This is a genomic window from Streptomyces sp. P6-2-1, from assembly GCF_050613165.1.
Taxonomy (GTDB): domain Bacteria; phylum Actinomycetota; class Actinomycetes; order Streptomycetales; family Streptomycetaceae; genus Streptomyces.
Genome location: NZ_CP192513.1, coordinates 6,627,761 through 6,646,792 on the forward strand (window position 1 = coordinate 6,627,761; position 19,032 = coordinate 6,646,792).

General features: G+C 73.3%; 15 protein-coding genes. 6 read left to right on the forward strand and 9 right to left on the reverse strand.

Annotated features, from left to right (window positions below):
- Positions 1-88: 88 nt before the first annotated feature.
- On the reverse strand, positions 89-979 hold the full coding sequence (locus ACQYWQ_RS27905) for a helix-turn-helix transcriptional regulator (protein WP_431038468.1): 891 nt from the start codon (positions 977-979) through the stop codon (positions 89-91).
- 143 nt (positions 980-1,122) lie between these two features.
- Between ACQYWQ_RS27905 and ACQYWQ_RS27910 the strand changes: the two genes are divergently transcribed.
- The 3 genes from ACQYWQ_RS27910 to ACQYWQ_RS27920 all read left to right on the forward strand — a co-directional run bounded on the left by ACQYWQ_RS27910 (position 1,123) and on the right by ACQYWQ_RS27920 (position 6,297).
- Complete coding sequence (locus ACQYWQ_RS27910) at positions 1,123-1,413, forward strand: putative quinol monooxygenase (protein ID WP_431038470.1); 291 nt, start codon at positions 1,123-1,125, stop codon at positions 1,411-1,413.
- Positions 1,414-1,454: 41 nt separating this feature from the next.
- Entirely contained in the window at positions 1,455-1,790 is a 336-nt protein-coding gene (locus tag ACQYWQ_RS27915) for a putative quinol monooxygenase (RefSeq protein ID WP_431038472.1), read from the forward strand.
- Positions 1,791-2,232: 442 nt separating this feature from the next.
- Positions 2,233-6,297, forward strand: coding sequence for a discoidin domain-containing protein (locus ACQYWQ_RS27920; RefSeq protein ID WP_431038474.1), 4,065 nt, complete (start codon positions 2,233-2,235; stop codon positions 6,295-6,297).
- Positions 6,298-6,456: 159 nt separating this feature from the next.
- Here ACQYWQ_RS27920 and ACQYWQ_RS27925 read toward each other — a convergent pair whose 3' ends face one another.
- Both ACQYWQ_RS27925 and ACQYWQ_RS27930 read right to left on the reverse strand, forming a co-directional pair.
- Positions 6,457-6,858, reverse strand: a complete 402-nt coding sequence (locus tag ACQYWQ_RS27925) for a VOC family protein (protein WP_431038476.1) — start codon at positions 6,856-6,858, stop codon at positions 6,457-6,459.
- A 132-nt stretch (positions 6,859-6,990) separates the two neighbouring features.
- Positions 6,991-9,033: a glycosyltransferase gene (locus ACQYWQ_RS27930; RefSeq protein ID WP_431038478.1), complete on the reverse strand. Its 2,043-nt coding sequence runs from the start codon at positions 9,031-9,033 to the stop codon at positions 6,991-6,993.
- 236 nt (positions 9,034-9,269) lie between these two features.
- Here ACQYWQ_RS27930 and ACQYWQ_RS27935 point away from each other — a divergent pair, with 236 nt between their 5' ends.
- A complete protein-coding gene (locus ACQYWQ_RS27935) occupies positions 9,270-10,049 on the forward strand; it encodes a TIGR03084 family metal-binding protein (RefSeq protein ID WP_431039381.1) in 780 nt (259 codons plus the stop codon).
- Between the two features lie 42 nt (positions 10,050-10,091).
- Here ACQYWQ_RS27935 and ACQYWQ_RS27940 read toward each other — a convergent pair whose 3' ends face one another.
- From ACQYWQ_RS27940 to ACQYWQ_RS27965, 6 genes are all read right to left on the reverse strand, one after another.
- Positions 10,092-11,741: a sensor histidine kinase gene (locus ACQYWQ_RS27940; RefSeq protein WP_431038480.1), complete on the reverse strand. Its 1,650-nt coding sequence runs from the start codon at positions 11,739-11,741 to the stop codon at positions 10,092-10,094.
- Positions 11,738-12,481 (reverse strand): response regulator transcription factor, encoded by a 744-nt coding sequence (locus tag ACQYWQ_RS27945; protein WP_431038482.1) that lies wholly within the window; start codon positions 12,479-12,481, stop codon positions 11,738-11,740. The genes ACQYWQ_RS27940 and ACQYWQ_RS27945 overlap by 4 nt, the downstream gene beginning before the upstream one ends.
- Positions 12,482-12,588: 107 nt before the next feature.
- Positions 12,589-14,274 (reverse strand): CotH kinase family protein, encoded by a 1,686-nt coding sequence (locus ACQYWQ_RS27950; RefSeq protein ID WP_431038484.1) that lies wholly within the window; start codon positions 14,272-14,274, stop codon positions 12,589-12,591.
- On the reverse strand, positions 14,274-14,957 hold the full coding sequence (locus ACQYWQ_RS27955) for a DUF4956 domain-containing protein (protein ID WP_431038486.1): 684 nt from the start codon (positions 14,955-14,957) through the stop codon (positions 14,274-14,276). The genes ACQYWQ_RS27950 and ACQYWQ_RS27955 overlap by 1 nt, the downstream gene beginning before the upstream one ends.
- Positions 14,954-15,958 (reverse strand): polyphosphate polymerase domain-containing protein, encoded by a 1,005-nt coding sequence (locus tag ACQYWQ_RS27960; protein WP_431038488.1) that lies wholly within the window; start codon positions 15,956-15,958, stop codon positions 14,954-14,956. The genes ACQYWQ_RS27955 and ACQYWQ_RS27960 overlap by 4 nt, the downstream gene beginning before the upstream one ends.
- A gap of 169 nt (positions 15,959-16,127) precedes the next feature.
- Positions 16,128-16,922 carry a DeoR/GlpR family DNA-binding transcription regulator gene (locus ACQYWQ_RS27965; RefSeq protein WP_431038490.1) on the reverse strand — a complete coding sequence of 265 codons (795 nt, stop codon included), beginning with the start codon at positions 16,920-16,922 and terminating at the stop codon, positions 16,128-16,130.
- Between the two features lie 94 nt (positions 16,923-17,016).
- Between ACQYWQ_RS27965 and ACQYWQ_RS27970 the strand changes: the two genes are divergently transcribed.
- Positions 17,017-18,294, forward strand: a complete 1,278-nt coding sequence (locus ACQYWQ_RS27970; RefSeq protein ID WP_431038492.1) for an MFS transporter — start codon at positions 17,017-17,019, stop codon at positions 18,292-18,294.
- 20 nt (positions 18,295-18,314) lie between these two features.
- Positions 18,315-19,028: an SMI1/KNR4 family protein gene (locus ACQYWQ_RS27975; protein WP_431038494.1), complete on the forward strand. Its 714-nt coding sequence runs from the start codon at positions 18,315-18,317 to the stop codon at positions 19,026-19,028.
- The last annotated feature ends 4 nt before the right edge of the window (positions 19,029-19,032 follow it).

Sequence of the window (19,032 nt, forward strand, 5' to 3'; positions counted from 1 at the left end):
GTGGCACAGGCCCTGGCCGCCACTGTCCTACCGGCGCGGGCCCCACGTTCCCCGGGCCCGAGGAGTGCCGTCGTGGGACGGGGGCCGCTCAGTCCTGCCGGCCGCTGTCGGCGAGGGACGCCTCACTTCCCCAGCTGGCGAGTATGCGCAGCGCGTCCGCCGAGGGCGATCCCTTCTCGGCGGTGTAGAGGAACAGCTGCTGTTCCGGCTTACCGGGAACCGGGAAGGTCTCGTACGCGATGTGGAGTTCCCCGACAAGCGGATGCATCAGTCGCTTGGTGCCGAAAGAACACTGGTACACCTTGTGCTGTGACCACCACCGACGAAATTCCGCGCTCTTGACGGAAAGTTCCCCGATGAGTTCGTTCACGTGCCTGTCGTCGGGGCGATTGGTGGCGTCGCGCCGGAGGATCGCGGCCATATCCGCGGCGGCGGCGTCCCAGTCGAGATAGAAAGCACGTCCCTCGGGGGTGAGAAAAGCCCAGCGGGCGAGGCTCCGGGAGAGACCCGTCTCTTTCGTGAAATCGTGCAGAAGCGCGATGGCCAGGTCGTTCATCGCCAGCACTTCCATACCGGCACCGACGACGAATGCCGCGGTGTCGTCCATCTGGTCCATCATCTGACGCAGAACGGGCCGCACCTCCTTCGCCGCGCGCTTCCGCGGGGCGGCGTGCGCGGCCCTCGGCGAGAACAGCGTGAAGAGGTAGTCGCGCTCGGTCTCGTTCAGCCGCAGCGCCTCGCAGAGTCCGTTGACGATGGCGTCCGACGCGTGCGTGACACGCCCCTGTTCCATCCGCGTGTAGTAGTCGGCACTCATGCCGGCGAGCAGCGCCACTTCGTCACGCCGCAGACCGGGGACGCGACGCACGGTCGGTCCGCCGCTGCCGAGGCCGACGTCCTGCGGGGCCAGTCGTGCGCGGGCTGATCGAAGGAAGTCCGCCAGGGGCGATGTGCTCTCCATGCCTTCATTGTCGCGCACGGCCAGGACCCTGTGGGTAGGAAGGTTTTTCCTAGGCAGAACCGGACCTGGCCCGGACCGCCCTGGGCCTGTTCACTGTCATTGTCGGCTCGTCGGACGAGAACGACCCCCACACGAACACCGATCCGATTCGGGAGATTCTCATGTATCACGTCGCCGTTTCCTGGGATGTCCAGCCGGAGCGCGTCGCGGACTTCGTCGCCGCCGCGCTCAAGGACGGACGCGAATCCGGTGCGGCCGAACCGGGCACCCTCCGTTTCGAGCTGATCGCCGACCCCGACAACCCGCACCGTTTCTATCTGAACGAGGCGTACGCCGACGAGGCGGCCTTCCAGGCGCACGCCGAAGGCCGCTACTTCAAGGAGTTCTTCGCGGAAGTCGGCCCGTACGCGGAGATCGGCTGGCTCCTCAAGGGCGTGACGGTCACGGCATGACCGGACAACAAGGAAGGGGCCGAAACCGGGAGGGGAATCCGTTGCCGACCGGAACGGTGGTCCTCGTGGCCGAGTTCCTGGCCGGGCCCGGCCAGGAGGAAGCGCTCAGCGACGCGCTCGCCGCGATGGTCGCGCCCTCCGAGGCCGAGGCCGGATGCCTCGGGTACCGGCCCTTCACCGACCCGGCGAGGCCGGGCGCGATGATCTGTCTGGAGGAGTGGCGCGACGAAGCGGCTCTGGAGGCCCACTTCCGGACGCCCCACTTCAAGAACGTCGCCCGCGTCCTCGATGACATCCTCGCCACGCCCTTCACCCTGCGTCGGCTGACCGGGACGGCGACGGCTCAGGCACCGGGCCGGGAAGCCGGTTCCGGCTGACGAACCGCCGTTCACCGAGGAAGGCGTCCGCGCGGACCTCGCCTCCGCCGATGAGGGCAAGGCCCGCGCGGTCGGCGCCGGAACAGGGCGGGCGCCGCGCCGCATCGCCCCGGTGTGCCGCCCGTGGCCCGCCGCGCATGGGTCCGCCCCGCGCGACGTGCCGCCCGCGAGCCGCCGGGCGTGGGCTCGGTCCGCGCGACGTGCGCCCGGCGCGTGGAGGGCACGCCACCGCGGCTTCGGTCCCGCTGCCGGTGAACTCCTTCGTGCACGTATCTTGACAGCCGTCATCGGTGACACGGAGGCTGTGGCAACGTTGTCAACGCACGGAATGTCACATTCAGTTGACCTGACAACGTTGTCACATGCCGCCACCGTTCCCGTTCGCCCCACCGCCCGCCCCGGCGCCGGCCGGACGGGACGCTGCCCGAGGGATGACCACCGCATGGCCGAGCAGCCGTTCCCCGCCCCTTCCTTGTCCCGTCCGACGCGGCGCGGAGTCGTCGTCACCGGAGCCACCCTTCTCGCCGGCTTCGGTCTTGACGCCGTGGCACCTGCCGCCGCTCATGCCGATCCGGGCGGCGGGACGTCCCGCGAACTCGCCCGGCACCGTCCCGTCCGCGTCTCCTCGACCGACTACGCGCCCACGCCTGCCTCGTTCGCCGTGGACGGCCTCGATGCCCCGGGGCCCCGGGGCAGCGGCTGGCGCGCCGCCGCCGGTGACCCGCAGTGGATCAGCGTCGACCTCCAGGCGCAGTGCCGGGTCAGCCGCGTCGGGCTCGTCTTCGAGGCCGCAGCGGGAGATCCCGTCTTCACCCCGCCCACGACGGGCAATCCCCGTACGGGCACCACGGGCAAGGAGAACCTGTCCAGCTACGCCACCGCCTTCGACCTGGAGGTCTCGCGCGACGGCAGGACATGGCAGCGCGTGCACCGCGTCACCGACGGCAAGGGCGGGCGCACCGAGGTCACGCTGTCCCGGCCCGTGACCTGCCGCTGGGTCCGGTTCACCGCCCGCGAGCGCTCCGGCGCGCTCCCTCTGGGCCTCAACGGCTTCGCCGTCTGGGGGGACGAGCCCGGCCATCGCCCCACCGCCACCGGCTGGACCGACTGGGGCACCCGGCACCACGCGGCCCCCGCGCTCGCCCTCGCCGACGACGGGACCGTACCGGTCGAGTCCGGCTGGGTCCTGACGATGGACGACCGGGTGAAGGCGGACGGCGCCGCGCTCTCCCGCCCCACCGTGGACACGAGCGGCTGGCTGCCCGCCCTCGTCCCCGGCACCGTGCTCGGCGCCCTCGTCGAGCAGGGCAAGCTGCCCGACCCGGTCGCCGGGCTCAACAACCTGCACATCCCCGAGGCGCTCTCCCGGCACACCTGGTGGTACAAGCGCGACTTCGCCACGCCACGCGGGCTGCGCACCGGGCGCGGCCGCCGCGTGTGGCTGGAGTTCGACGGCGTCAACCACGCGGCCGAGGTGTGGCTCAACGGCCGCAGGGCCGGGGAACTGAGCCACCCCTTCGCCCGCGCCGCGCTCGATGTGACCGCACTCCTCGCCGCGCACGGCGAGAACGCCCTCGCCGTGCGCGTCAGCCCCATGCCCGTCCCCGGCAGCCCGGGCGACAAGGGCCCGGCGGGCGAGTCCTGGGTGGACGCGGGCGCCGAGCAGATGAACAAGAACTCGCCCACCTACCTCGCCTCGTCCGGCTGGGACTGGATGCCCGCCGTCCGCGACCGGGGGGCCGGGATCTGGAACCACGTACGGCTGCGCGCCACCGGGCAGGTCGTCATCGGCGACCCGCGCGTGGACACCGTGCTGCCGAAGCTGCCCGACACCTCGGTCGCCGAGGTCACCGTCATCGTCCCCGTGCGCAACGCGGACACGCGTGACCACTCCGTGCGCGTCGAGGCCGCCTTCGACGGCGTCAAGGTCGCCAGGAACGTGACCGTGCGCGCCGGTGAGGAGACGGAGGCGGTCCTGGCGCCCGACGCCTTCACCGCGCTGCGCCTGCGCCACCCGAAGCTGTGGTGGCCCAACGGCCTCGGTGAGCCGCACCTGTACGGCCTCCGGCTCACCGCGAGCGTGGACGGCACCGAGAGCGACCGCCGCACGACCCGGTTCGGCGTCCGCCAGTTCGGCTACGCCTACGAAATCCCGCTGCCCTTCGGCACCGCGGAGGACGCCGCCGTCCAGTCCGTGGACCTCGGCCGCCGCAGCGCCCGCTACGTCCGGCTGAACTGCGGAGAGCGGGCGACCGACTGGGGCTTCTCGCTCTGGACGCTCGCGGTACGCGACAGCGAGCGCCCCGGCACCGACCTCGCCCTGCACGCCGAGGCCACCGCCTCCTCCACCGACGGGGACGGCGGCGCCGCCGCGCACGCCACCGACGGAGACCCGCGCACCCGCTGGTCGTCGGCGTACGAGGACGGGCAGTGGCTGCGCGTCGACCTCGGCGCCGAGCAGGACTTCGACCGCCTGGACCTCACGTGGGAACGCGCCTACGCGCGTACCTTCACCGTGCAGGTCTCCTCGGACGGCGACTCGTGGACCGAGGTGGCGAGCGTCGACAACTCCGCCCTGCCGCTGTCCTTCGGCAACGCGGACGCGAGCCTGCGGGTCACCGAGTTCCCCGAGGTGACCGCCCGCTGGGTCCGGCTCGCCTGCGGGAAGCGGGCGACGAGCTGGGGCAACTCGCTGTGGTCGCTGAGCGTGCCGCACGAAGGCAAGGACCTCGCGCGGGAGGCCGCCGTCTCGGCGTCGAGCGAGGAGTCCGACCACCCGGCGGCGCACGCGACCGACGGCCGGGACGACACCCGCTGGTCCTCGCAGGCCGAGGACGGGCAGTGGATCGCCCTGGACTTCGGCGGGGCCCGCACCTTCGACCGCGTCGCGGCACTGTGGGAACGCGCCTACCCGAAGACGTACACGGTGCAGGTCTCCGACGACGGCCGTACGTGGAAGGACGTCGCGAGCGTCGACAACACCCCGAAGCCGCTGCGCCTCAGCGTCAACGGCGTCCCTGTCCTCGCCCGCGGCGGGAACTGGGGCTGGGACGAACTCCTGCGCCGCATGCCGGAGGAGCGGCTCGACGCCGCCGTGCGCATGCACCGCGACATGAACTTCACCATGATCCGCAACTGGGTGGGCAGTTGCGACCGCGAGGAGTTCTTCGCCAAGTGCGACGAGTACGGCATCCTCGTGTGGAACGACTTCCCGAACGCCTGGGGCATGGACGCCCCCGACCACGACGTCTTCGTGGCCCAGGCGAGGGACACCGTGCTGCGCTACCGCATCCACCCGAGCGTCGTCGTGTGGTGCGGCGCCAACGAGGGCGACCCGCCCGCCGCGATCGACCAGGGGATGCGCGAGGCCGTCGCCGACCTCGCGCCCGGGCTCCTGTACCAGAACAACTCGGCGGGCGGCATCGCCACAGGCGGCGGCCCCTACGGATACGTCGAGCCAGAAAGCTACTTCAGCGCCGACACGTACGGCAGCGGCTCCTTCGGCTTCCACACCGAGATCGGCATGCCCGTCGCCTCCACGGCCGAGAGCCTGCGCGCCATGACAGGCGACGAACCGGAGTGGCCCATCGGCGGCGCCTGGTACCACCACGACTGGAGCGAGAACGGCAACCAGGCCCCGCAGCACTACAAGGCGGCGATCGAGCGGCGCCTCGGTACCGCGCACGACCTCGACGACTTCGCCCGCAAGGCGCAATTCGTCAACTACGACAACGCGCGCGCGATGTTCGAGGCATGGAACGCCCACCTGTGGGAGGACGCCACCGGGCTCATGCTGTGGATGTCGCACCCGGCGTGGCACAGCACCGTGTGGCAGACCTACGACTACGACTTCGACGTCAACGGCACGTACTACGGGGCCCGTTCCGCCTGCGAGCCGGTCCACGTGCAGGCCGACCCGGAGAAGGGCGAGGTGCTCGCGCTCAACCACACGGGCAAGGCCCTGAAGGACGTACGCGTCGAGGCACGCCTGTACGCCCTCGACGGCCGGCAACTCGGGCGCACCCGCTCCACCCGGCTCGACGTCCCGGCCGCCGCCAAGGCGCGCGCCTTCACGAGCGAGTTCACCGCGGGTCTGCCCGAACTGCACCTGCTGCGCCTCACCCTCAGTACCTCGGGCGGCCGGGTGCTGTCCGAAAACACCTACTGGCGCCACCGCACCCCCGAGGCGATGCGGGCCATCGGCGGCCTCCCCGACGCCCGTCTCACCCTCACCGCCCTCGGCCGCACGCGGAAGGGCGACCGCGAGGAGGTGCGGGTACGCGTCGGCAACCGGGGCCACGCGGTGGCCGCGATGACCCGCTTGTCGCTGCGCGAGGAGCGGGGCGGGGAACGTGTCCTGCCCACGCTCTACAGCGACAACTACCTGTGGCTCCTGCCGGGCGAGACGCGCACCGTCACGCTCTCCTGGCCCCGCGCGGCCGGGCACGCACGGCTCACCGTGCGCGCCGAGCCGTTCAACGGGAAGGCCGCCGTCGCCGGTGCGTGACGGCGCTTCGTCCCCCGGTGTCCGGCGAGGCCGCGGGGGATGACCGGGGAGGGAGCGCGCGACGCGCGCTCCCTCCCCGGCCTGGCGCGCGGGCATTCCGCCGGTCGGGGCGACATTCCCCGTCTGCCGCCCGCTGCGCCGTCTCCTGTGCCGCCCGCCTCAGCCGGCGGCGACGAGTTCGATTTCGAAGCCGTCGCGGTTCTCCAGGTAGGCGGCGTACTGGTCGGGGCCGCCCGCGTGGGGGTGACGGTCGGGGAAGAGGAGCGTCCAGCCGTGGGAGAGGGCCTTGTCGGTGAGCGCGTCGACAGTGGCGCGGGGCCCCGCGTGGAAGGCGAGGTGGTTGAGGCCGGGGGCGAGGCGGTCGTGGCGCGCGCCGGAGAGCGCGGGGGACTCCTCGAAGACGAGGTACGTGGCGTCCAGGCGCCAGCTCCTTCCCGCGTCCCACTCCTGATGGAGCGTGTAACCGAGCGCTTCGAGCAGCCAGGCCCAGTCCTCGGTGGCGCGCCGGAGATCGGGGACCCAGATCTCGACGTGGTGCAGCGTTCCTGGAGTCGGGGACACGGCGGGCTCCTGCGGGCGCGGGGAAGGGGGTACGAGCACTGTACGGCCCGGCACCATAGCCCGGAGACCGCCCCCGGTGCCCGGCGCCGTGCCCGGGGGCGCCTCGGCCAGGAAACCCGCCCGCGCCGCCCGTTACCGCGTGCGCACCTCGAAGGCCAGGTTGTGGGCGCCGGTGAACAGGACGCGTGCTTCCGTCGCGTCGTCGATGCGGCTTGCCGGGAGGAGGTCCGTCTTGTTGCGGTCGATGATGTCGCCGCCGATACGGCCGAGGGTGACGGGGACGTCGTGGGAAGGGACGCGCAGGTAGAGGTCCCAGCGGCAGTGCGGGGCGGCCGCGGGTCTCGTGCGGGGGAGCGTGAAGACGAGGCCCGTGCCGTCCGGGGTCACGGGCACGGTGAAGTCCCCCGACTCGCCCTGGCGCGAGACGGCGACGACGACGGCGCCCTGGGCCGGTACGGGCAGCGCGGCGTACACGGTCGTCGACTCGGCGCCCACCGTGATCCGCGTGACCTCCGCGTGCGCGGGGCGCCGCCAGGTCCGTACCGCGAGGAAGCCGTCCGCCGTCGCGTACGGGAGCGCGCTCACCGTCTCGCCGTCCGGCGCGGTGAGCGGCGCGCGACCGACGCGCCGCGCGCGCTCGGCGACCTCGCACACGAGACGCCTGCGCCCGCGCGTCGCGCCGCGCGGTACGACGTAGCAGTCCCAGCGGCCCTCGGCGAGCGGGTGCGTGAGCGGGTCGAGCGTGACGCGCGTCTCGGCGCCGCGGGCCCCGGGCGACGGCAGGGGGACGCGTACCTCGCGGCCCTTGGGGTCGCGGCGCAGCCGGGCGAGCAGGTCGAGTTCGGTGTCGGCGAGGGACGCTGCGGGGAAGCGGAACACGATCTCGCCGTCGGCCCCCGAGCGCGCCGAAGCGAGCGGGCGGGTCTCCGTCGCGGGGCGCGGCGGCGTCGCCCGTACGGGGCGGAACGCGGCGCGCAGCCTGCGCCACCACGGCGGCGTCGCCGGCCGGGCCGGGGCGCGTCCGGCGCCGAGCGCGCGGAAGAGGTCCTCGTACCGCTCGGCGATCCGGTCCGGCGCGTAGTCCGCCGCGCGCCGTACCGCACCGGCCGCGAGCCGTCCGCGCAGCTCACGGTCGCTCATGAGCCGGTCGAGCGCGGCCGCGTAGCCCGCCACGCCCGAGTCCAGTGGGACGAGGACGCCGTCGCTGTCGTGCGTGATGATCTCGCCGGGGCCGTGCGGGCAGTCGGTGGCGATCACGGGGACGCCGCAGTGCATCGCCTCCACGATGGTCATCCCGAAGGACTCCTTGTCCGAGGAGACCGCCGCGATCGAGCCCTTGGCCCACTCCGTCTCGATCGGCGCGAAGGACCCCATGAGCCGGACGCGCTCGTAGAGGCCGAGCCGGTCGATCCGCTCGCGCAACTCCGCCTGCCTGGGACCGCGCCCGTACAGCCGCAGCGTCCAGGTCGGGTGCGCGTCGGCGACGCGCGCGAAGGCGTCGACGAGTCGGTCGTACCGCTTGACGGGGATGAGCCGCCCGGCGGCGACGATGACGTCCGCGTCCCTGGCCGAGCCCTCGACGACGGGTGCGGGCACGCCGTTGGGGATGCAGCGGATGCGGGTCGGCACGCCGGGCAGCGCGGCGCGGTAGGCGGCGGCGTCCGCCTCGGAGACCGTGACGAAGGCGTCGAGCCGCCCGATCACGCCGTTCTGCGCCGTACGGACCGCGTCGCTGTGCCCCGCGAGGCTCAAGTGCTCCTGCCCGACGCGCACGCAGCGGCGCTGCCCGTCGCGCGCGAGGTAGCCGTTGAGGTCGGGGCGCGTGGCGATGACGACGTCCGCGTCGGTCGTACGGAGCCAGCGGCCGATCCGCTCGTCGTGCAGCGCCGAGTACAGGGTCCTGCCGCTGACGCGCGGCGCCGCAGGGCCGGGGAACATCGTGCAGGGGCGCTGTGCGAGGGGGCCCGTGGTGAGGGCGCGGGAGCCGGGGCGCGTGTCGATGAGCGTCGTCAGCCTGACGCGGGGGTCGAAGGGGATCGCCGGGGTGTCCTTCGCGCGGTGGACGCTCACGACCTCCACGTCGTGGCGCTCGGCGAAGGCGCGGGAGAGGTTGGCGGTGGAGCGGATCGTGCCGCCGATGCCGTAGGCGTTGTTGATCAGGAAGGCGATCTTCACGGGGGCTTCTCCTGGCGCGGAGGGGCGGGACGGGAGGGGAGGGGAGGGGAGAGGAGGGCAGCGACGGGTGCGGGGCGGACACAGCGAATCCACATACCAGCACAAAACAGTCATATCGGGAAGGTGGGGAGGGGGTGGGCGTGTCCCGGCCAGGACCCTGGTCAGCGGGGCCGGGTGGCGGGAGGCTGTCCGGTCCGTGCCCGTGCGGGCTCGCGCCGACGAAGGAGCACACCGTGGTGGACCTCGCCGCTCTGCTGACCGATCTGGCCGAGGAATCGGCCGCGCTCGACCGGGTGGTCGCCGGTCTCCCCGAGGCCGCGTGGGACCGGGACACGCCCTCGCCGGGCTGGACCGTCGCGCACCAGATCGCGCACCTCGCCTGGACCGACGACGTGGCGCTCCTCGCCGCGACGGAGCCCGGCGAGTTCGCCGCGCGCCTGGCCCGCGTCCGCCCGGAGCGGCTCGCCGACGAGGGCGCCGAGGAGTTCCGTACCGCTCCCGCCGCACTCCTGGACCGCTGGCGCACGGGCCGCACCGCGCTCGCCGACGCGCTCGCGCGCGTCCCTGACGGGACGAGGATCGCGTGGATCGGCACCCGCATGGCCCCCGCTTCGATGGTCACCGCCCGGCTCATGGAGACCTGGGCGCACGGGCAGGACATCCACGACGCGCTCTCGCTCGGCCGCCCGGCGACCGCGCGCCTGCGGCACATCGCGCACCTGGGCTTCCGCACCATCGGGCACGGCTTCGCGACGTACGGACGGCCCCTGCCCACTGCCCCGGTACGGGTCGAACTGGCCGCCCCCGACGGCGGTACGTGGTCCTACGGCCCGGTCGAAGCGGCGAACCGCGTGACGGGCCCCGCGCTCGACTTCTGCCTCCTCGTCACCCAGCGCAGGAACCCCGCCGACCTCGCCCTCACCGTCGTCGGCCCCGTCGCCACGGAGTGGCTGGAGGTGGCCCAGGCGTTCGCCGGGCCGCCCGGCGCGGGGCGCCCGCCCGCCCGCGTGCGCTGACCGGCGTCGCGCGGGGGCGACCTTGGCGGGACCGCCCGTGCGTCACCGCAGGGACCCGCGCCCGCGGTCGCGCGTACCGCCGTCCCCCTGAGGGCCGCCCGGGGCTGTCGGCTCCGGCAGCACGAGGCGGAAGACGCAACCGGCACCGGGGCGGTTGTCGAGCGTGAGACGGCCGCCGTGAGCCGCGGCGATGGCCGAGGCGATGGCGAGGCCGAGGCCGGAACCGGGGGCGCCGACGCTGTCGTCGTCCGGCCCCGCGCCCGCCCCGGGTGCCGTGTCCGCCGCGGCGGCCCCCGCGCGTTTCGCACCGCACGCCGTCCCCACGCCGTCCCCCGCCGGCGTCCCCTGCCCCGAAGGGCGTGCGCGGTAGAAGCGGTCGAAGACGTACGGGGCGTCCTCGGGCGCGATGCCGGGGCCGTCGTCGGCGACCTCGACCACGCACACGGCGCCCCCGGCCTCCTGGCGCGCCCCGACCCGTACCGTGACGGTGCTCTCCGGCGGGGTGTGGACGCACGCGTTGGTGAGGAGGTTGCCGAGCACCTGGGCGAGTTGGTGCGGGTCGCCCGGCGCCTCGATGACGTCGAGGTCGTGCGCGGGGGACGCCGCCAGGGGTTCCAGGGCTATGGCCCTGCGCGGGTGGCGGATCGCGGTCGTGGCGATGGCGTCGGCGGCGAGCGAGAGGAGGTCGACGGGCTCGCGGTGGGTGGTGGGGGAGTCGCCGAGTTTCGCGAGGAGGAACAGGCCGTCGACGAGGCGGCTCATGCGCTCCGCGTCGCGGGCGATGAGCGCGTGCGCCTGCGCGCGACGCTGCGGGGTCATCGCCGGTTCGTCGATGAGGAGTTCGGCGAAGCCCTGCACCGCGGTGAGCGGAGTGCGCAGCTCGTGCCCCGCGTCCGCCATGAAGTGCCGCAGCCGGGTCTCGGACGCCTCGGTACGGCGCAGCGCGGCGCGCAGCCGGTCCAGCATCGTGTTGAGCGCCAGCCCGAGCCGCCCCACCTCGGTGTCAGGGTCCGTGACGGGCACGCTGAGCCCGAGCGCGCCCTGGGTGATGTGCCGCGCCGTCCGCTCGACGCGCGTGAGGGGCCGCAGCCCGAGCCGTACCGCGCCGCCGCCGAGCACGACGACGCCCACGGCGACCGCGAGCCCGAGCCCGAGTCCGAGCCACAGGAGCTTCGCCGTGGCGCCGTCCACGGTGTCCAGCGGGAGCGCCACGACCGTGCGCGTCCCTTCGGGGCCCTCCGAGGTGACGGCCCGCCACGCGGAGCCGTTCTCGTCCTGCGAGGGCAGCGTGCCCGGGCTGCCGTCGGCGAGCGGCAGCGCGGCGAGGCGCTCGGGCAGCCCGGGCCCGGCCCCGTCGTCGGCGCCGAGGTGCGTACGGAGGAGGTGGCCCTGATCGTCGTAGAAGAAGACCCGGTAGTCGGAGGGCAGGGCGTCGTCACCGGGGCCGCGCGGCTCGCCGTGGGCCGCGATGTCCGCGGAGGCGCCGGGCGGCGGCCGGAAGTGCGCGAGACGGTCGTCGAGCTGATCGGTGAGCCAGCCGCGGAGCACCGCGAGCCCCGCGAGCTGGCACAGCAGCACGGCGCTCGTGGCGAGCAGGCTCGTGAGGAGGACGAGCCGGGCGCGCAGGGAGCGGGGGCGGACACTGCACGGGGCGGTGCGCAGGAGGCGCGCGAGACGGCGGAGACGGTTCACGGCGTCAAGGGGCCGGTCGCCTCGCGCGGCAGCCGCAGGCAGTAGCCGACGCCGCGCACCGTGTGGACGAGCGGGGGCGCGCCGTCGCGGTCGAGCTTGCGGCGCAGGTTCTTGACGTACGTGTCGACGATGCGCGTATCGCCGGAGAAGTCGTACCGCCACACCCGCTGGAGGATCTCCGCCTTCTCCAGAACACGCTCGGGCCGCGCGAGCAGACAGGCCAGGAGGCGGAACTCGGTGGGGGACAGGCGCAGGGGACGGCCTGCGCGCTCGGCCTCGTGCGTGCTCTCGTCCAGCGTCACACCCCCGTACCGCAGCGGCGGCCGTACGGGCGCCGTGGAGGCGGGGGCGCCCGCACGGCGCAGGATGGCGCGCACGCGCAGCAGCACCTCCTGGACGTGGAAGGGCTTCGTGACGTAGTCGTCGCCGCCCGAGCTGAGCCCGGTGATGCGGTCCTCCACGCCCGTGCGCGCGGTGAGGAAGAGCACCGGCGTGTAGACGCCCTGGGCGCGCAGCGCGCGCGTGAGCCGGAAGCCGTCCGTGTCCGGCAGCATGACGTCGAGGACGATGAGGTCGGGCCTGCGGCTGCCCGCGAGGGCCACGGCCTCCCGCCCGTCCGCCGCGCTCGCCACGGAGTAACCGGCCGCGCCGAGCGCGGTGGTGAGCAGGGTCCGGATGCTGGCGTCGTCCTCCACGACCAGGACGGTGTGCCCGGTGGCGGGGAAGCGGGGGTCGGTCATGAACGGCACCTCGGCGTGCGGTGTGTCGGCGGAACGGGGGGCGGGGGAACGGGGGAACGCCGGGGACGGCCGCGCCGCGGCACGGCCGTCCCCGGCACCGGGAGCGCTCAGCCCGTCACCTCCGCGTCCTCGGCGAGGGCCGCCTTCCTGTCGGTGACGGTCTTCGTCAGCCGCGTCACCGCGCTGTCGAGTTCCTGCGACGTGCCGACCGCCGCGCGGGCCCGCACGGCGATCGACTTCAGCTCCTGCGCCGCCGCCCCCGACGCGTAGAACTTCTCGTACAGCGCGCGGTACGCGGAGTGGTAGACGGCGTCGAAAGCGTCGGAGGCGAGGAACCGGGTCTTCAGCAGATGACCGCTGCGGGGGCCCGCGCCGCCGTCCGTCCCGCTCGCGGGGGCCGCTCCGTTGCGGCCTGCCGCGCCGGGGCCGCCGCCGTCCTGGCCGCCGCCCACCACCGGGCCGCCGCCTTCCGCTTCGCCGCCGTCCGCGCCGCCCCCCGGCATCCCGCCGCCCATGCCGACCGAGTCGTCCGGTCCCGTGGACGCCTCCCCGCTGAACGTCATGTTGTAGTCCCACCCGAGCACCGAGAACTTCTTGGTGTCGAGGTCGTACCACAGCAGGTAGTTCTTGCCGGGGCCCGCCATGTCGTCGAAGTTCAGCAGGAGGTTCTGCGAAGCGACGTAGCGGGCGAAGGAGCTGATGTCCACGTACCTGTGCAGGTCGCGGGCGAACTCCGCGTCGGACGCCTTGTTCGCCCACTTGATGAGCTTCATGACAGGTTCGAGGTCCTGACTGCCCACCTTGTTGAGCTGCTTGAACGAATCCTCGTAGTCCGTCGGATCGTCGCCCTGGTAGTCGAAACTCCCGTCCGCCTTCGCCTTGTAGAGCACGCCGTTGCCCTGGGCGACGTCCTCGGCGTAGTCGGTGCCGGGCGACTCGACCATGAGACGCGTCGCCGCCGGGCGGTTGTTCACCGTGAGCCGGGTGAAGCCGTACCGCTCGGCCTTCTGCCCGCTCTTCGCGGTGAGCGCCAGGGAGAGGGCCTCGTTGAGCGGGACCTGGCCGTCGCTGCCGGGGCGCAGGGAGATCTCCCGCTCGCCCTGGTAGGCGCGGCCCTCCACGTACTCGTCGATCCTGACGAGCCAGGGCAGTTCCTCGGGCTTGGCGGCGGACAGGTCGTACTGCGTCATCCCGCCACCCATCCCGCCACCCATCCCGGCGCCCCCGCCCTGGGAAGCCCGGCCGCCTTCGGTCTTCGCGGGGTCCCCCGCCTTCGCCCCTGCTCCCGCCTTCGCGTCGCCTCCCGTCTTCGCGCCGCCCGCGCCCCCTCCTGGGGGGAACCCGCCTCCGCCGCCTCCGGGGGCGCCCCGGGTCCCGCGCAGCGACGAGAGGGTGGAGTTGCCCTTGAGCCGTATCCCCACGTCGTTGAGCGAGACGCCGTCGATGACGAGGTCGGCCTTGATGTAGTCCTTCGTTCCGTCCTTCTCGAAGGCCGCCATCATCTTGTCGAAGTCGCTCTGCTCGTACGTGAGCTGGATCGCGTGCGCGGCCGAAGGGTCGTAGAGCCCGACCGCCCCCGCGACGTCGTCGGTGACGGGGTTCCCCTCCGCGCGCGAGGCGGAGGTGACGTACGGGGAGACGCGCGCGTCGCCGAGGAAGACGACCACGGCGGCGAGCCCGACGCCGAGCGCGGCGGCCGGTTTCCAGTGGTGCCGCAGCCTGACGGGCACGCGGTCCCGCAGCCGTACGGGCCGCGCCGCGCGTCCCGGCTCCGTGCCGCTTCCGCCGCCCATCACAGGTCCGTCGTGTCGTAACCGGTCAGGACCGTGACCCGCTGTCCGGAAGTGCGCGCCTGGAGCGCGTTGACCAGGTCGCCGGGCTCGGCGCCCTTCTTCAGCCGGACCGTGTAGAAGACCTCGCTGAGCGCGCCGCCGCGTATCGTCTCGGTGCTCACCAGCTCGAACTCGGTCGTGTACTTGATGAGGACGTCGCGGATCTGCGGCGTGTGGTCCTCACCCGTGGGGACCTGGACCTTGACCACCTGGCGCTGCACGTTGAGCGCGAACCAGTCGAACTTGGACATCACGAGGACGACGGCGCAGACGACCACCGCCCCGACGGCGGCCAGCGTGTAGAAGCGGGCGCCGCAGGCCATGCCGATGGACATGGCCAGGAAGAGGAAGCCGACGTCCCGCGTCTCCTTGACCGCGTTGCGGAAGCGGACCACGGACAGGGCCCCGACGAGGGAGAAGGCGCGCGCCAGGTTCGAGCCGACGACGAGCATGATGAGCGCGACGACCATCCCGACGATGACGAGCGTCTGCACGTACGACTGGCTGTACGACACATTGCGGTGCGTGGACCGGTACACGAAACCGATGAGCGCGGACAGGACGAAGGACAGGGCCAGCGCCGCCACGACGTCGGCGACGCTGAAGGTGCCGCTCAGTTCCTGGAGATCGAGAGCGAAGTTCACTGTGCTCCTGCTTTCGACGACGCGTCGGGACGCGTCGGCCGCTCCGGGGGCGGCTGTTCGTCCGTTAGGGTGCCGGGTTCGTTCGCGGCGGGTTTCGCGGGAGGCGGGCAATCCGCCTCGTGGACGTGGAAGACCGAGCGCGGGGCGAGCCCGAAGGTCTCGATGGACTGCACGTACTTCGACACGCGCACGAGGGCGAGGTTCCGCCGCGCGGCGAGGTCGGTGATCCAGTGCGGGGTGCGCTCGTTCACCTTGACCTCCATGACGGCCATGTGCGGAGGGAGCGTGAAGCGGTTCTCCGGTGTGGCGGTGCCGAAGTGGAAATCACGGTCCCTGCCCCGGACGCGACGGTCGAACGTGACGCGCAGGCCGGTGTCCGCCGCACGGCCGACGAGCGCCTCGCGCTGGTAGCCGGTGAGAGCGGTGGGCCGCAGGTCGAGCCGCACGATCAGGTCGAGCACCTCCTGCACGAAGGCGCTCTCGCCCGGCGCGTGCGCGACCAGCTCTCGCCCGTCGCACAGGCGCCGCGCCTCGCCGTAGGGCAGCGTGATGCGGCGCTTCTGCGTGACGCGGTTGACGCGCTGCTTGATCTCGACGCACACGGGCGAGTCGTCGGTCACGCCGTCGGGCTCCCCGTAGTGGCGAATCCGCAGCTTGCGACGGAACTTGAGGCCCTCGATCTTCTCCCAGTAGAAGCGGAGCAGCGGTGTGTCGTAGTAGAGGCTCCACACGCCGTAGCCGCCGGGCGGGCTGTGCGCGTCGATGTCCATGCGCTGCGCCAGTTCCTCGCGGATCTCGGCGGCCTGCTCGACCGGGACGAGGTACTTGAGCTCGAAGCGGTTGAAGGCGTGCGGACGGCCGGTGGCGTGGAGGGCTTCCCCCGTGGCGGGCCGCGGGATGCCCGCCTCCGGGGTCCCCGGGCCCGGCGGCTCCGCCGCCCGCCCCTCGCGTCTCGCGTCCGCCCTCCGCCTCGTCGTTGCCGCCCTCGACAGGAACACCATGTGCCTCCTCGCTCGTACGTCGTGGCCCGACCGGACACGGCCACGTAACCAGCGGCGTATGAGGAGCCAATGAGAACGGCGGGTGCGTCACGGGAGTACCGCGGGAGACGGGAAGGTGAACGTGAGGCGACGGGTGGGCGGTTGCCGCCAGGGTGACGTGCGCCTCGCCTCAGCCGCCGGCCGCGCCCCGCACCGTGAGTACCGTCACGCCCGCCGCCGTGAGCGCGGCGACCTCCTCCGGCGGGGCTTCCTCGTCGGTGACCACCGTGTGCAGCGCGGTGGCAGGGACCACGTGGGCGAGAGCGGTACGCGAGAGCTTGGCGCCCTCGGTGACGGCGACGACGCGGCGGGCCGAGGCGATCGCTGCGCGCTTGACGGCGGCGTCCGCGAGGTCGTACGCCGTGAGCCCGTCCGCCGCGGTGAGGCCGCAGCAGCCGAGTACCGCCGTGTCGAAGCGGAGCGCGGCGAGCGAGGCCTCGGTGAGCGGCCCGGTGAGGGCGAGTTCGCCGGGACGCGGCTCGCCGCCGGGGAGCAGGAGGCGCGTCGTGGGAGGCTCGACGCCCCCGTACCGCTCCGTGAGGACGTGCGCGGCGTGCAGCGAGAGCGGCATGACCGTCAAGCGGCGGCCCGTGAGCGCGCGGGCGACCTCGACGCACGTCGTCCCGCTGTCGAGGACCACGGACTCGCCGTCCGCGAGCAGCCCGGCGGCCTCGGCGGCGATACGGAGCTTCGCCTCGCTGCCCTCGCGGGCCCGCGCGGCGAAGGGCTCCTCGTCGCCGCGCAGGACGAGGCTGCGTGCCCCGCCCCGGTAGCGCTCAAGGACGCCCTGACGCGCGAGCGCGTCGAGGTCGCGGCGGATCGTCATCTCGGACGCGCCGGTGAGCGCGGCGAGTTCCGCGACGCCGAGCCGCCCGGCCTCACGCACCGCGTGCGTGATCAGCTTCCATCGTTCGGTTCCGGACACGCCCCCAGTAAACACGTCAGGTGTGAGAAACGCCGTGCCGCGATGCCCTGACCGCACCTTTACGCACAGAAAAAATGTGCGCTATGTTCGCTCAATGAACAAAGTGCTGCGGGCCGGGCGTCGCGCCACCTTCGCCGTCTTCCTGCTCAACGGCTTCGTCATGGGCATGTGGGTCGTCCACATTCCCGCCGTCGAGGAGCGGGCCGGGATCGATCACGCGCTGCTTGGCTGGCTCCTGCTGCTCCTCGGCGGCGGCGCGTTCCTCGGGATGCAGGCGGCGGGATCGCTGAGCGACCGCTTCGGCCCGCGCCGCACCGTCCCCGCCGGGCTCGCGCTGTGCGCCGCCGCGCTCGTCCTGCCGGGCCTCGCGACGCACGCGTGGACGCTCGCGGGGGCGCTCCTCGTCCTCGGCTTCGGCAACGGCTGTCTCGACGTGAGCATGAACACACACGCCGTGCAGGTCGAACGCGGCTACGGGCGGCCGATCATGTCCGCCTTCCACGCGGTCTTCTCGGTCGGTGGCGTCCTCGCGGCGCTCGCAGGCTCGCAGACGCGGCGCCTGGACTGGTCCCCGGTGGCGGTCTTCGCGGTGACGGCGGCGGTCGGGATCGTGCTCGCCGCGGCGGTGACGCCGATGCTGCTGCGGCCGGAGGCCGGGGAGGCCGGGGAGGCCGGGGAGGCCGACCCGGGTGCGGGCATGGGTGCGGGTGCTGGTGTGGGTCCGGAGCCGGTGGTGTCCGGCACCGAGGCCACGCCCGGAACCCGTACCCGTACCCACACGCCCGGCCGCATCTGGCTCCTCGCCGCACTCGCCATGATGCTGATGCTCAGCGAGGGCGTCGCGAACGACTGGAGCACGCTGCACCTGAAGGACGTCCTCGACGCGCCCGAGTCCACGGCCGCCTTCGCCTACGGAGCCTTCGCGACGGCGATGACGGCCGGGCGCTTCCTGACGGACGGGATCGCGGCCCGCTTCGGTTCCTTCGCTGTGCTGCGGTACGGGTCCGCCCTCGCGGCTGCGGGACTGACCCTCGCCGCCCTGGCACCCTCCGTCCGGGCCGCGCTCGTCGGCTGGACGGTCTTCGGCGCGGGCCTCTCGGGCTGCGTCCCCCAGCTCTTCAGCGCGGCGGGCCACGCCGACCCGGCGGGCGCGGGTGTCAACGTCTCGCGCGTCGCGGGCCTCGGCTACCTCGGCATGCTCGCGGGCCCCGCCGTCATCGGCCCCCTGACCCACCTCGTGCCCCTCAACCTCGCCTTCTTCCTCCCGGTCGCCTTCTGCGTGATCGCGGCGGTGGCGGCGGGCGTCCTGCGGACACGGGACCAGGCACCGGCCGAGGAACCGCGAGCCGTCCTGAGCGAGGGCTCCTCCTGACGGCCGCGTACTCTCCGTCCATGACGCGAGAGTTCGCCCTGCCCGCCGCGCTCGCCCGGGCAGTCGCCGACCGGCGGGGAGCCTGGCACTTCATCGAGGGTTTCGCGGCGGCCTGGGATGTGGCACGGGAGCCGGGCCACGGCGTGCCGGAGGCCGAACTCCGAGCGGCCGAAGCCCGCTTGGGGCTGCGCCTGCCGCGCGCGCTCCGCGAGGCGTACCTGCTCATCGGCCGCCACGCGGGCCTGACGGGCAATCATGACCGCCTCCTCGCCCCGGCCGAGTGGTACGTCGAGGACGGCGCTCTCGTCATCCGTACCGAGAACCAGGGCGCGGCTTCCTGGGGCACACCGCTCGCGGACGCGGCCCGCGAGGACCCGCCGCTGCGGGTACGTCCCGACCTGGCCGACAAGGCGGCGGAGGAGTGGCAGCCCTGGCTGGACCCGCTCTCGCTCGCGTTCGTGGAACTGGTGCTGTCGGAATCCCTCCACGCGGGCCGGGGCCTGACGGACTTCCTGGAGCAGGACGAGGGCACGTTGCCGCTGCTGCGCGCGCACGCGACTCGTCTCCCCTTCCCCGACTACCCGCACGGCGGGCTCACGCGCTGGTATCTCGCGGGCGACGTCCTGCTCCGCGACGACGGCGGCGCCGCCCTCCTGGCGAGGGCCCGTACCCCGGAGGCACTCCGGGCCTTCCGCGCACTCGTCCCCGGCGACTGGCTCGAAGACTCCTGCTGACCCG

Excerpts from the sequence above, each read along its gene's own strand:
- ACQYWQ_RS27910 (WP_431038470.1), top strand. The coding sequence starts at position 1,123 with ATGTATCACGTCGCCGTTTCCTGGGATGTCCAGCCGGAGCGCGTCGCG.
- ACQYWQ_RS27920 (WP_431038474.1), top strand. The coding sequence starts at position 2,233 with ATGGCCGAGCAGCCGTTCCCCGCCCCTTCCTTGTCCCGTCCGACGCGG.
- ACQYWQ_RS27945 (WP_431038482.1), bottom strand. The coding sequence starts at position 12,481 with ATGACCGACCCCCGCTTCCCCGCCACCGGGCACACCGTCCTGGTCGTG.
- ACQYWQ_RS27950 (WP_431038484.1), bottom strand. The coding sequence starts at position 14,274 with ATGGGCGGCGGAAGCGGCACGGAGCCGGGACGCGCGGCGCGGCCCGTA.
- ACQYWQ_RS27960 (WP_431038488.1), bottom strand. The coding sequence starts at position 15,958 with ATGGTGTTCCTGTCGAGGGCGGCAACGACGAGGCGGAGGGCGGACGCG.
- ACQYWQ_RS27970 (WP_431038492.1), top strand. The coding sequence starts at position 17,017 with ATGAACAAAGTGCTGCGGGCCGGGCGTCGCGCCACCTTCGCCGTCTTC.
- ACQYWQ_RS27975 (WP_431038494.1), top strand. The coding sequence starts at position 18,315 with ATGACGCGAGAGTTCGCCCTGCCCGCCGCGCTCGCCCGGGCAGTCGCC.